We start from the raw sequence: 12,600 nt of genomic DNA, 5'->3' as shown, positions 1-12,600 counted from the left end.
CATACGCGACGGCACCGTTCTTGCCAATCCCTGCCCAAGAGCTGCCAGCTCGTCCCGGAACGGGACATCGGATGAAGCGAAACGGCGCAGCCAGGAGCGCGACCATGACGACGGGCAAGATCTTTGCGAATTGGGATGACAACCATTCCAGGCTCTGGAGCCGTCAGCCGATCCGGCTCGAGCACACCATGCACAAGCAGCCGGCGTTCTCGATGGACGATCTCGCCAAGCTGATCGAGCACTATCCGCGCGAGCATTACAGCCTGGTCAAGACCGGCGCCAAGGGGTCGAGCCGGGTTTGGCGCGAGGGCGAGATCGGCAGGCTGCGCGGCCATCAGGTGATCGAGGCGATTTCGCGCGGCGGCCTGTGGCTGAACCTGCGCAACGTCACCGCGATCGATCGCCGCTACCGCGACATGATCGAGCGGATGTTCGGCGAGATCGCCACCAAGGTTCCCGGTTTCGATGCGCCGGCCCATCAGGCCGGCATCCTGATTTCGTCGCCCGATGCACAGGTCTATTACCACGCCGATCTGCCGGGGCAGGGCTTGGTCCAGATCGCCGGCCGCAAGCGGGTCTACATCTATCCCAGCACGCAGCCGTTCATCCGGCCCGAGCATCTGGAGAACATCGCGCTGTTCGACGTCGAGGTCGATATCCCCTACGAGCCCTGGTACGACTGGCATGCGCAGGTGATCGATCTCGAACCCGGCCAGATGCTGAACTGGCCGCTCAATGCGCCGCACCGCGTCGAGAACCTCGACACCGTCAACATCTCGATGACGATCTCCTATGTGAACGACGACATCCGCCGCGCCCAGATCCTGCATCTCGCCAACGGCATGCTGCGTCATCGCTTCGGCTACACGCCGCGTAGCCGCAGTATCCGCGGCCCGACCTTCTTCGCCAAGCAGGTGATGCAGAAGCTGCTGCGCGACGGCAAATGGGTGAAGCGCGAACGCGCCGTGCGGCGCGCGATCGACTTCCGCCTCGACGAGAGCGATCTCGGCAAGATCGTCGACCTGCCCAAGGACCCGCCCAAGGCGGCGTTGGAGGCGGCCTAAGCGGGCTTGCCGGTAGCAGGTGCTGGAATGGCGGTCTTGACGACAGCGGTTGAGAAATTCGGGGCGCGGGTCGCTTCCTATGCGGTAGGCTATCGCGTCGAATTGGTTTCCGATTGGGCGTATGCCGCCGCCCGCTGGGGCGCGTTCGAGCCGCTCACGGCGTTCCAGCATCCGCAATGGTATGCGTCATGGTACCGGGCCTTCGCGTCGACCGACGGTGTCGAGCCGCTGATCGCAATCGTCAGCGATGCCGCGACCGGCGAGCGGGCTGCACTGTTGCCGCTGATCTGTCACCGGCAAGGCAGCCTCCGCGTTGTCGAATTCGCCGACCTCAACCTCACCGACTTCAACGCGCCGATCCTCGGCCCCGCCGCACCGCGCGACGACGTCGCCGCATGGCAGTTTTGGCGTGATTTGCAGGCCGCGCTGCGCAAAGCGCCCGGCGGAGCCGATCTGATCCGTTTTCGCAAGATGCCGGTCAAGCTCGCGACGCGATCCAACCCGCTGGCGCTGCTCGATGGCATCGGACCATCGGTCGTCAACGGCAATCTGCTGACCATCGGTGACGACCACAACGCCTGGCGCTACGAGCTGAACCGGAAGGTTCGCAAGGAATTGGGACGGAGCTGGCGCGTGTTCACGCGTGAGCCGTCCGCGGCGTTCAGGGTCGCCACAGATACCGGCGAGGCGCTGGACCTTCTGTCCATCACGGAAGTGCAGCAGGGCGCGCGGCTGAACGGTCTTGGGCTCAACTACGTACTCGACAATGCGGACTGCGCCGCCTTCTATCGCGACCTGGTGCGCGAAGGCACCGCGCGCGGCTATGCGGTCATGACCGCACTTGCGACCAGCGACGAAGTGGTGGCGACGCTGCTCGGCGTCCGCACCGGCTCGCGCTACGTCATGATCCGCATCAGCCATGCGGGCGAGAAATGGTCGGCCTGTTCGCCGGGCCGGCTGATCATCGATCGCACCATCGAAGCGCTGCACAAGGACGGTGTGCGGGAGTTCGATTTCTCGATCGGCAATTACACCTACAAGCGGCGGTTCAGACCGCAGCGCACGCCGCTGGTCGATCTCAGCGCACCCTTGAGCTGGCGCGGGCAGCCCTACGCGCTGCGGGACCGCGCCGTGCTGGCGCTGCGTTACTATCCGGAGCTCACCGCGCGGCTGAAGCAGGCGCTCGGCAAGTCGATGCCCTCGCGCGAGGACGACTGAGCGAAGGGCGGCATTCCCGAATGAGAATGCCGCCCCGATCGCATTTGCCTCGTAGCAAGCCGCGAAGCTTAGCCGTGCAGCTTTCTGGCAGCCTCCGCGATTGCGCGGCCCTGATAGCGCGCGCCGGCGAGCTCGTTCTCGCTGGGCTGGCGGCTGCCGTCGCCGCCGGTGATCGTGGTGGCGCCGTAGGGCGCGCCGCCGGTGACCTCGTCGAGCTTCATCTGTCCGGCAAAGCCGTAGTTCAGTCCGATCACCGTCATGCCGAAATGCAACAGGTTCGTGATGATCGAGAACAGCGTGGTCTCCTGGCCGCCATGCTGGGTCGCGCTCGAGGTGAAGGCGCCGCCGACCTTGCCGTTCAGCGCGCCACGGGCCCAGAGCCCGCCGGCCTGGTCGAGGAAGTTGGCCATCTGCGAAGCCATGCGGCCGAACCGGGTGCCGGTGCCGACGATGATCGCGTCGTAATTGGGGAGGTCGTTGATCTCTGCGATCGGCGCGGGCTGGTCGAGCTTGTAGTACGAGGCTTTCGCGACTTCGGCCGGCACGAGCTCGGGCACGCGCTTGATATCGACGGTTGCGCCGGCTTCGCGCGCGCCTTCCGCAACGGCATTCGCCATCGCTTCGATGTGACCGTAGGCGGAGTAATAGAGAACGAGAACCTTGGCCATGATGGCCTCCTTTGGGGGTTGAGGTAGGGGAAGATGATTTGGGGGAGGAGCATGCGCGGACGTTCGTCCGCGCATGCAGGGTGAGTGGTGATCAGGCGGCGTCGACGAGCACGAGCTCGGCATCCTCGAGCGCGGTGATCTTCAGCTTGGCTTCATCGCGGATCGCGGCGCCGTCGCGCGCATTGAGGCGCACGCCGTTGACCTCGATGCTGCCGGCCGCCGGCACCAGATAGAGGTGGCGGGCCTTGTCGGCGGCGTATTCCGCGCTCTCGCCGGCCCTCAGCGTGGTGGCGAGCACCCGCGCATCGGCGCGGATCGGCAGCGCGTCGTTGTCGCCGTCGATGCCGGAGGCGATGGTGACGAGCTTGCCCGAGCGGTCCGCCTTCGGGAACGGCTTCGAGCCCCAGGTCGGGTGGCCGCCCTTCGTCGTCGGCTCGATCCAGATCTGGAAGATCTTGGTCTTGGACGGTTCCAGATTGTACTCGGAGTGACGGATGCCGCTACCGGCGCTCATCACCTGCACGTCGCCGGCTTCGGTGCGTCCCTTGTTGCCGAGCGAGTCCTGGTGCGTGATCGCGCCTTCGCGAACATAGGTGATGATCTCCATGTTGGCATGCGGATGCGCCGGGAAGCCGGAGTTGGGCGCGATCTCGTCGTCGTTCCACACGCGCAGCGCGCCATGGCTGACATTGGCGGGATCGTAGTAGCTCGCGAACGAGAAGTGGTGCTTCGCCTTGAGCCAGCCGTGGTCGGCGCCGCCAAGCTCTGCGAATGGTCTGAGTTCGATCATGTGTTACTCCGCTTGATAGGTTGATTTCGATCTCGTTGACCCTTGGATATGCCTCCGGCTGTGGTATAGAAATAGAAACTATTGAAACTCATTGTTTCCAAATTGAACGATCAGGACAGCGGCCCATGTCGAAACTGCCGGACTTCGAGGCGCTCGCGATCTTCGCAAAAGTCATGGAATTACGGTCGTTTGCGGCGGCCGCGACCGAGCTCTCGCTGTCCAAGGCGACGGTCTCGAAGGCGGTCAGCCGGCTCGAGGAGCGGCTCGGCGCGCGGCTGTTCAACCGCACCTCGCGGCGGCTGGCGCTGACCGATGCCGGCCAGAAATTGTCGGAGCGCGCCGCGCGGCTGCTGGCCGACGGCGAGGCCGCCGAAAGCGAGGCGCTGGCGCAATCGACCACGCCACGTGGCCTGGTGCGGTTCGCGGTGCCCATGACCTTCGGCGTCAAGACGGTGGCGCCGCTGCTGCCGGAATTCATGGAGGCCTATCCGGAGGTCGCGATCGATCTGCATCTGAGCGACGCGACGGTCGATCTGATCGGCGAAGGCTTTGATGCCGGCCTGCGCATCGCGCGGCTGCCGGATTCCTCGCTGATCGCGCGGCGGCTGTGCGGCATGCCGCGCTACACGGTGGCGGCGCCGTCCTATTTGAAGCGCCACGGCCGGCCGACCCATCCGATGCATCTCGCCGAGCACAAATGCTTCGGCTACGCCTACCTCTCGACCCAGGGCGTCTGGCACTACACCAATGCGTCTGGCGAACAGGCGAGCGTGCGTCCCGCCGGCCAGTTGCGGGTCAACAATGGCGAGGCCGTGATGCCCGCGCTGCTCGCCGGCCTCGGCATCGCCGATCTGCCCGACTTCATCGTCGGCGACGCGATCGCACGCGGCGAGGTCGAGGTGATCCTGAAAGGCTGGAAGCAGCCCGAAGGCGCGGTGCATCTCGTCACCCCGCCCGGCGGCCCGCGTCCCGCCCGCGTCGAGGTGCTGGCGGATTTCCTCGCCAGCCATTTCGCCAAAGGCCGCGCCCAGCGGAAGTAAAAGGCCGCGCCCTGCGGAAATAGAGAGCCGCGCTCACCGGAAGTAGTCGGCACCGCACACGCGGCTGAAGGCCGCGCGACCCGTCACATTCGTGTCATCCCTTTTAAATTGTATAAGTTGTGTGAACTAACCCATGATCGTGGGCCGCCGCGATCGTCTATTTCTGCGTCCTGAACCTGTTGCCGCAAAGCGCATTTTCGGAGGAACCAGATGATTGACCTGACCAAGCACGATTTCACGTCATTGTCGGTGAAGGATCTGCTCGATGCCCGCGAGGCCTATCACGTGCATCTGGCCCATCTGCAATCGGTCTACGCCACGGCGATCGGCCGTTATCTGATCCGCGACAGCGACCGCAACGCGACCGAACGGCGGCACCATTCCAAGCCGCAGGCGCTCGGACCGCGCACGCTGTTCAATTCGTCGGTCAAGGACTGGTCGTGGCCCTGCATCCTCGTCTTTGTCCGGGACTGGATGAAGCGCTCCGAGCTGAAGAACCATCCGGAGAAGCAGGACCAGCTGGTGCCTCCGTTCCTGTATCTGCCTGACGGGCGCGTCGTGCCCACCTGCGTCGTCAAGGTCGATCCGAACGAGGACAGCCCCGGCGTCGTCGATCCGCCGGTGTTCAAGAGCGATCTGGTTGGCGGCGGCTTTCCGGTCCAGACCATGATCCAGGGCAAGATCCATCGCGGCTCGATCGGCTGTCTCGTCACCAATGGCGAGACCGTGTTTGCGCTCTCCAACCGCCACGTGGTCGGCGCGGCCGGGCGCGAGATCTTCGCCGGCTTCAAGAACACGGAACGGCGTCTCGGCGTCAGCGATGCGCTGCAACTCGGCAAGCGCGCCTTCAGCGACGTCTATCCCGGCTGGCCCGGCGCGCGGGTGGTGGCCAATCTCGATGCCGGATTGATCCGCGTCGATGACGTCAAGGGCTGGACCGCGCAGGTCTACGGCGTCGGACAGGTCGGCGACGTCGTCGATCTCAATGTCGGTACCTTCCGCCTCGAGATCATCGACCAGCCGCTGATCGCCTTCGGTGCGACCAGCGGATTGATGAAGGGCAAGATCATCGGCCTGTTCTATCGCTACAAGACCGTCGGCGGCATGGAATATGTCAGCGATTTCGTGATCGGTCCGCGCGACAGCGATACGCCGCTCAACAACTACCCCGGCGATTCCGGCACGATCTGGTTTCTCGACGATCCGGATGCGAAGAAGAACGCCAGCGGCGCGCGCATCCTAAGTCCCCTGGCGCTGGAATGGGGCGGCCAGGAATTGTTCGGATCGGGCGGCAAGATTCCGATGCAGGTCGCGCTCGGCATCTGCATGGCGACGCTGTGCCGCGAGCTCGATGTCGAGCTGATCGGCGACTGGAATGCCGGCCACACCGAGTATTGGGGCGAATGGGGACACGTCAAGATCGGCGCCTATGCGACCGGCCTGATCGATGCGAAGCTTCCCAAGCTCTCGAGCATGATGGACGCCAATTCCGACAATATCGGCCTCGACGACAAGCTGCTTGCCGACCTCAAGCCATATCAGCGCGGCGCATTCGCGCCGCTGGCCGACGTCGCCGACCTGGTCTGGCGCTTCACCCGGCACACCGACGAGAGCAACCATTTCGCCGACATGGACAAGCCGGGCAAGGACGGCAAGACGCTGCTGGATCTTTGCGCCGAGTCCACGCGCAACGTCGATCCGAAAGTCTGGAATGACTATTACGAAGGGATCGGCGAGGACCGCCGCGGCGCGTTGCCGTTCCGGGTCTGGCAGATCTTCGACGAGATGGTCGAATATGCCGCCGCCAACAAGAAGCTCGAGTTCGTCTGCTCCGCGGGAATCGTCGCCCATTACATCGGCGATGCCTGCCAGCCACTGCACATCTCGCAATTCCACCATGGCCTCGATCTGAACGACAAGGCGCACGCCAAGGTGCACAGCGTGTACGAGACCACGATGATCGGCCGCCACGGCAAGGATCTCATCAAGATGATCCCCGACGCCCGGACCAGCGACGTCGCGGAGATCGTTGCGGGCGGCACGCCGACCGGCCGCGACGCTGCGGTCGCCGTGGTCGCGCTGATGCAGCGAACCGTGAAGCGGCTGCCGCCGATGACGATCGTGAATCTGTTCAACTCGCATATGGGCAACGGCCAGGTCGACGTGATGTGGTCGAAGCTGAAGGATGCTACGGCGGCCTGCATGCAGGACGGCGCCAAGACGCTGGCCCGGGTCTGGGAAGCGGCCTGGCGCGCCGGTGCGGGTGAAGATCGCGGGCAGGGCGGCAAGTTCGATCAGGGCAGTCTGAGCAAGCTCTACAACGATCCGAGTTTCCTTCCTGCGTATCCGCTCCAGCAGCTCACACTCGATGCGGACGACCACATCGTTCCCGTCGGGGGAGGCGGAGCGCGGCGCCGGAGTGTGTCGACGGCGCGGCGCGCGCGCCCGCAAGCCGCGAAGAAGGCAGCCAAGAAAGCGGCCAAGAGTTCGGCGAGGAAGGCGGTCAAGAAGGCCGTGCCGCGCAAGCGTCCCGCAGCCGCCGCCCCGGTCCGCCGCGCAGCCGCCAGCAAGAAGACCGCGACCAAGCGCGGCGCGGCCAGGAAGCGGTCGGTCGGAAAGACGCGTAAGGCGGCGCGCAAGCACTAAAGCATACCGAGATTAGGTCGACCGCGCCGGCACTGCGCTCCCTCTCTCCGCACGCGGGGCGAGGTAAAGCGCATCGGCTGCGACACGCGGGAGCTAGAGTTCAGCATCCCGCTCCTGCATCATGCGGACGGGAACTTGGGCTTATTGGCCTTCACATTTTGTTGTCTGCGCGAACGATCCTTGGCCGCATTCATTTGCCATTTTTGAAGCAAGTCGCCGCGCGGAACCCATGCGCGCGGACGAAATCGAACTCAACGAATCGAACTCAACGAACAAGGGCACTGGGCATGCAGACGGAGCGAATTGTCCTGAGCTTAGCGATCGCGATCAGCGGCCTCGGCACTGCCGCGCCTGCGTTGTCGCAGGAGTATCGCGGCACCTGGGAACAGCAGATGGCATGTACGCCGGACGTGATGCGACTGTGCAGCGATCAAATACCCGACACCAACCGGATCGTCGCCTGCCTGCGGCAGAACACGGCGCTGCTTGGCAGTTCCTGCCGTGCGGTGTTCGAGTCGAATGCGCAACAACAGGCACAGACGCAGGGGCGCGCACCGCAGCCGCAGACGATGCAGCGGCCGCACGCGCCGCAGCAGATGCAGCCGGCCCCGGTTGCGCCACTGCGGCCCGACAATGATGAGGATTAGTGTCTACGCACTGACTTCTGTCCGAGACCTGACTTCGCAGACATCGACCCATTCGGCCGCGGTCAGTTCGGCCATCCGCTCGGGCGTGATGCGGACCGCGCTGTGGGTCGAGCCCGCGGCCGGCACCACGACGTCGAATGCTTTCAGCGACACATCGCAATACACCGGCAGCGGCGTCTTCAGCCCGAACGGGCAGACGCCGCCGACCTCGTGGCCGGTGATGTCGGCAACCTCGTCGAGGCCGAGCATCTTCGGCTTGCCGCCGAACGCCGCCTTCACCTTCTTGTTGTCCATCCGCGACGTGCCGGCGGCGACGATCAGCACCACGCGGTCGCCGACCCGCAGGCTCAGCGTCTTGGCGATCCGCGCCGGCTCGACGCCATAGGCCTCCGCCGCCAAGGCGACGGTCGCGGAGCTGACGGCGGATTCGATCACGGTGATGTCGGGCGCCTTCTCGGCGAAGAAGGCGCGGACGGAGGCGAGGCTCATACTATTCAGGACCTTGCTAGTCAGGATCTGGCAGACACCAGGGCAGGAAGTTCGGACAGACCGTGGATCCGGTGATCGGGCACCACGCCGAGCTCGTCCATCTGGGTACGCAGGGCCTTGAACATCGTCAATGGGGCGACCGTCTCGCTCTCAACGCAGGCGAGCGCCATCGCTTCCGGCGTCACCCGCTCGATCCAGGCGACATTGAGTCCGAACGCCTTGGCGCCGCAGGCGTCCCACGGATTGGAGGAGATGAACAGGACCTCCGCGGGCGGCACGTTCAGCACCTCCTCGATCAGCGTGTAGGCCTCGGGCGCCGGCTTGAACACCTTGTGGGCATCGACGCTGATGGTCGCATCGAGCAGGCGGTCGAGGCCGGAATTGCGCACCAGCGCGTTCAGCATGGCAGGGCTGCCGTTGGAGAGGATCGCGAGCTTCTTGCCCTTCATCGCCTCGAGCGCGGCGACGGCATCCGGATACAGCGCAAGATGCTCATACTTGTCGATGATGCGCCCAAAGGTCGCTTCGTCATATTGCAGGCCGAGGCAGCGCAGCGTGTAGGCGAGGGAATCGCGGGTCGCTGTGGCGAAATCCTGGTAGCGCCGCATCAGCGTGCGCAGCCAGGAGTATTCGAGCTGCTTGATGCGCCAAACCTGCGTGATGATGTCGCCATAGCCGGGGAACGCATCCTCGGTGACATCGGCCACCGACTGGACGTCGTAAAGCGTGCCATAGGCGTCGAAGACGATCGCTTTGATGGTCATTGAGTTTTCTCTTGTCCGCCAATGGTCGCATACAGGAATTTCCTGAGAGCGTCGATGGACTGATCGCGGACGTGCTCGTTGAATTCGAGGTGATGACCGAGCAGCCGCCCCGGTATGCGATATTGCGGCTCGTCAAAATCGTGATGGGCGCCGGGATAGACGATCAGCTCGATCGGATAGCCAAGGCCCTGCTGCCGCGAGATGCCGTCATCATCGCGGCCTTCCGCCAGGTTCCGGCACTCTTGCGCAGGCGTCCAGTCGTCGAGTTCGCCGACCATGATCAAGGTCGGCACGGTCATGTTGCCCTTGATGCCGAGGCAGCGCGGATAGAAGGCGACGGCGGCGCGGAATTTTTCCGTTGCGTTGACCTCGATCGCGCCGCGCTCGACCGAGAGCAATGCGAGCCATCCGCCTTGCGAAAAGCCGATCACGGCAATGCGTGTTGGATCGACCAGGGATTGCCGGCTCAGGAAGCTCAGCGCGCGATAGGCGTCGTGAACTGTTGCGGCCGGGGCATCGCCGGTGCAGGTGTTGCTGATGCCGCGCGGACCGAACCGGTCCACTGTGAGCGTGACATAGCCCCAGGCCGAGAGCCGTTTGCCCCAACGCTCGTCGAGTTCTCGCCACTGCCCGCTGCAGCCGTGCAGCAACACCACCGCGGGCAGAAGGCCCGGTCGCTCCGGCCGGCGCAACAGGCCCTGCAACGGCTGCGCGTTGTTGAGCGGGCTTTCGAACTCGACCAGCACGGAAGCTGCTTCGGCTGCCGCCGCAGGCTTGCCGCCCGCGCTCCCGACCAGGAGCACGGCGAGGAGGGTGGCAAGTCCGGCCCGGTTCGTCATCGGCCGCCCCGCAAGCGTGCGGCCGACGATACTCCCTTAAATCATGATGCGCTTCCACGGAATCGCATCATGATCTCATCTCCTTGTTTGAGCATGATCTTTTCGGAAAACCGCTTCGCACTTTTCCGGATCATGCTCTAAATCCCCAAAATCTTGCGCGCGTTGGCCTTCAGGACTTTGGGCCGGATCTCCTCGCGGATGTCGAGCTTGGCGAAGTCGGCGAGCCAGCGGTCCGGCGTGATGACAGGCCAGTCCGAGCCGAACAGCATCTTGTCCTGCAAAATCGAGTTGATGTAGCGCACCAGGATCGGCGGGAAATATTTCGGCGACCAGCCGGACAGGTCGATATAGACGTTCGGCTTGTGGGTCGCGACTGAGAGCGCCTCTTCCTGCCAGGGGAAGGAGGGATGCGCGAGGATGATCTTGAGGTCCGGAAAGTCGGCCGCGACGTCGTCCATGTACATCGGGTTGGAATATTTCAGCCGCATCCCCATGCCGCCGGGCATGCCCGAGCCGACGCCGGTCTGGCCGGTGTGGAACAGCGCGATCGCACCGCCCTCGTTGATCGCCTCATAGAGCGGATAGGCCATGCGGTCGTTGGCGTAGAAGCCCTGCATGGTCGGATGGAATTTGAAGCCGCGCACGCCGTAGTCCTCGATCAGCTTGCGCGCCTCGCGGACGCCGAGCTTGCCCTTGTGCGGGTCGATCGAGACGAACGGGATCAGCACGTCGAGATGATCGGAGGCGATCTCCAGCATCTCCTCATTTTTGTAGCGGCGGAAACCGGTCTCGCGTTCGGCGTCGACCGGGAAGATCACCGCGGCGATGTTCTTGGCGCGGTAATAGGCCGCGGTCTCCGGCACGGTCGGCGGATGCTTGTGCGGCGACTTGAAATAGTCGGCCATCTGCGCCTGGAAATCGTCGTAGCCGTCGTCGCCATGCATGCCGCACGGCTCCTCGGCATGGGTGTGGATGTCGATCGCTGTGACCTTTTCGATGTCGGGCAGTTTGAGCTTGGGCATTCGGCTTCCCCGGGGGCGTGTTTGTTGGTGATGGAAAATGATTATATGATATAACAATTTTCGCAAGCGGTCTGAGTTGATCGAAGGCGATGGCGGTGCGGGCTCAGTGCGGCCGTGAAGTCGTCCTTCGGTGGGGCGAGCCTACTGCGCGCGAGCACGATTCGGCGGCCGTGAGGCCACCGTCGGGGCGTTGTGGCCGGACGGTGCCTTGGCGCGGATATCGCGGCGGTGGCCGTTTCTGATGTGATCTCAATGGCGTGGCGGGATGACCGACACGGGTTTCACGTCGGGATATGGCCGAAAATCGGCCCATCTCGGTTGACATTTAACGGTCTGATGGCTTAGAACCCGGCCGTCCCGCGCGGTAGGCCGCTTGTCGGGATAATCCCATTTTGCCATCTATTGGCATTGATCAGGTACGGCCTCCAACACGGGCCTTTCGAAGTAACAGGATTGTCCCATGAAGGTCCGTAACTCGCTGAAGTCGCTGCGCGGCCGCCATCGCAACAACCGTCTGGTCCGCCGCAAGGGCCGCGTCTACGTGATCAACAAGGTCCAGCGCCGCTTCAAGGCGCGCCAGGGTTGATCCGGCGCGGGTCGGCCGATTGCGCCGATCCCAACACATCTCTTTCACAGGTCTTTGACGCCGTGCTGCTTTGCAGCGCGGCGTTGTGCGTCTAGACTTCGGGCCATGGGATTCAACTTCCTTGGGCCTACCAACCGCCGCCGGCTGGCGATCCTGATCGCCGCGCTGCTTGCCGTGCCGGTCCTGGCCATGCCTGTCGCGGCCGCCGCGCAGGACGATCCGCGGGTGGTCCCGCCGCCGAAGGCCCAGAAGAAACTGCCCGAAGCCCCGACCAAGCTGCCGAAGGTTCCGGCCGACCGTACCCGAGGGCTGGATTTCCTGTTCGGTGCGCTGAAGGCTGCGCCCGATGAGGACAGCGCCCGCCACGTCGAGGCGCGGATCTGGGCGCTGTGGCTGCAAACCCCGAGCGATACCGCGGCGCTGTTGATGGTGCGCGCCAAGGCCGCGCTCGATGCCCAGAATATCGATGTGGCGCTGAAGCTTCTGGACGCGGTGATCAAGCTCCGGCCCGACTATGTCGAGGCCTGGAACCGGCGCGCGACGATCTATTATCTCAAGAACGACTATGTCCGTTCGCTGGGAGACCTGCAGCAGGTGTTGACCCGTGAGCCCCGCCATTTCGGCGCGCTGGCGGGTGTCGGCATGATCATGCAGGACATGGGCGACGACAAGCGCGCGCTGGACGCCTTCCGCAAGGCGCTGGCTGTCGATCCCTACCTCGAGAAGGTGCCGCAGATCGTCAAGCAGCTGACCGAGAAGGTCGAAGGCCGCGACATCTGATTGCGTGCGATTGACGCGAGGGGACGCGTTGCTCGCGAGCTCGATGC

Annotated in this window: 13 protein-coding genes; 7 read left to right on the top strand and 6 right to left on the bottom strand. The window is 64.3% G+C overall.

Going from position 1 to position 12,600, the window contains the following annotated elements:
* Positions 1-104: 104 nt before the first annotated feature.
* Together JQ573_RS17440 and JQ573_RS17435 are read left to right on the top strand one after the other, a co-directional pair.
* Positions 105-1,064 (top strand): cupin-like domain-containing protein, encoded by a 960-nt coding sequence (locus JQ573_RS17440; RefSeq protein ID WP_212313649.1) that lies wholly within the window; start codon positions 105-107, stop codon positions 1,062-1,064.
* A gap of 36 nt (positions 1,065-1,100) precedes the next feature.
* Positions 1,101-2,282 carry a GNAT family N-acetyltransferase gene (locus JQ573_RS17435; protein WP_249131901.1) on the top strand — a complete coding sequence of 394 codons (1,182 nt, stop codon included), beginning with the start codon at positions 1,101-1,103 and terminating at the stop codon, positions 2,280-2,282.
* A gap of 68 nt (positions 2,283-2,350) precedes the next feature.
* Here JQ573_RS17435 and wrbA read toward each other — a convergent pair whose 3' ends face one another.
* On the bottom strand, positions 2,351-2,950 hold the full coding sequence (gene wrbA, locus JQ573_RS17430) for an NAD(P)H:quinone oxidoreductase (RefSeq protein WP_212313645.1): 600 nt from the start codon (positions 2,948-2,950) through the stop codon (positions 2,351-2,353).
* A gap of 91 nt (positions 2,951-3,041) precedes the next feature.
* Entirely contained in the window at positions 3,042-3,740 is a 699-nt protein-coding gene (locus JQ573_RS17425) for a pirin family protein (RefSeq protein WP_212313643.1), read from the bottom strand.
* Positions 3,741-3,865: 125 nt separating this feature from the next.
* On the opposite strand from JQ573_RS17425, the gene JQ573_RS17420 reads away from it, so the two are divergent.
* The 3 genes from JQ573_RS17420 (at position 3,866) to JQ573_RS17410 (ending at position 8,073) form a co-directional block, all read left to right on the top strand.
* Positions 3,866-4,780 (top strand): LysR family transcriptional regulator, encoded by a 915-nt coding sequence (locus JQ573_RS17420; protein WP_212313641.1) that lies wholly within the window; start codon positions 3,866-3,868, stop codon positions 4,778-4,780.
* Positions 4,781-4,990: 210 nt separating this feature from the next.
* Positions 4,991-7,426, top strand: a complete 2,436-nt coding sequence (locus tag JQ573_RS17415; RefSeq protein WP_212313633.1) for a hypothetical protein — start codon at positions 4,991-4,993, stop codon at positions 7,424-7,426.
* A 287-nt stretch (positions 7,427-7,713) separates the two neighbouring features.
* Positions 7,714-8,073 carry a hypothetical protein gene (locus JQ573_RS17410; RefSeq protein ID WP_212313631.1) on the top strand — a complete coding sequence of 120 codons (360 nt, stop codon included), beginning with the start codon at positions 7,714-7,716 and terminating at the stop codon, positions 8,071-8,073.
* A gap of 3 nt (positions 8,074-8,076) precedes the next feature.
* Here JQ573_RS17410 and JQ573_RS17405 read toward each other — a convergent pair whose 3' ends face one another.
* The 4 genes from JQ573_RS17405 to JQ573_RS17390 form a co-directional block, all read right to left on the bottom strand.
* Positions 8,077-8,562 carry a YbaK/EbsC family protein gene (locus JQ573_RS17405; protein ID WP_212313629.1) on the bottom strand — a complete coding sequence of 162 codons (486 nt, stop codon included), beginning with the start codon at positions 8,560-8,562 and terminating at the stop codon, positions 8,077-8,079.
* A gap of 20 nt (positions 8,563-8,582) precedes the next feature.
* Positions 8,583-9,326, bottom strand: coding sequence for a haloacid dehalogenase type II (locus tag JQ573_RS17400; RefSeq protein WP_212313627.1), 744 nt, complete (start codon positions 9,324-9,326; stop codon positions 8,583-8,585).
* Positions 9,323-10,165, bottom strand: coding sequence for a dienelactone hydrolase family protein (locus tag JQ573_RS17395; RefSeq protein ID WP_212313625.1), 843 nt, complete (start codon positions 10,163-10,165; stop codon positions 9,323-9,325). The genes JQ573_RS17400 and JQ573_RS17395 overlap by 4 nt, the downstream gene beginning before the upstream one ends.
* Before the next feature lie 137 nt (positions 10,166-10,302).
* A complete protein-coding gene (locus tag JQ573_RS17390) occupies positions 10,303-11,187 on the bottom strand; it encodes an amidohydrolase family protein (protein WP_097671664.1) in 885 nt (294 codons plus the stop codon).
* Positions 11,188-11,647: 460 nt separating this feature from the next.
* On the opposite strand from JQ573_RS17390, the gene ykgO reads away from it, so the two are divergent.
* Together ykgO and JQ573_RS17380 are read left to right on the top strand one after the other, a co-directional pair.
* Positions 11,648-11,773, top strand: coding sequence for a type B 50S ribosomal protein L36 (gene ykgO, locus JQ573_RS17385; protein WP_002718645.1), 126 nt, complete (start codon positions 11,648-11,650; stop codon positions 11,771-11,773).
* A gap of 105 nt (positions 11,774-11,878) precedes the next feature.
* Positions 11,879-12,553, top strand: coding sequence for a tetratricopeptide repeat protein (locus JQ573_RS17380; RefSeq protein ID WP_212313623.1), 675 nt, complete (start codon positions 11,879-11,881; stop codon positions 12,551-12,553).
* Positions 12,554-12,600 lie beyond the last annotated feature (47 nt).

It is taken from the genome of Bradyrhizobium sp. AUGA SZCCT0105 (assembly GCF_018129565.1).
Classification (GTDB): domain Bacteria; phylum Pseudomonadota; class Alphaproteobacteria; order Rhizobiales; family Xanthobacteraceae; genus Bradyrhizobium.
This window is presented reverse-complemented; position numbering and strand designations above follow the sequence as displayed.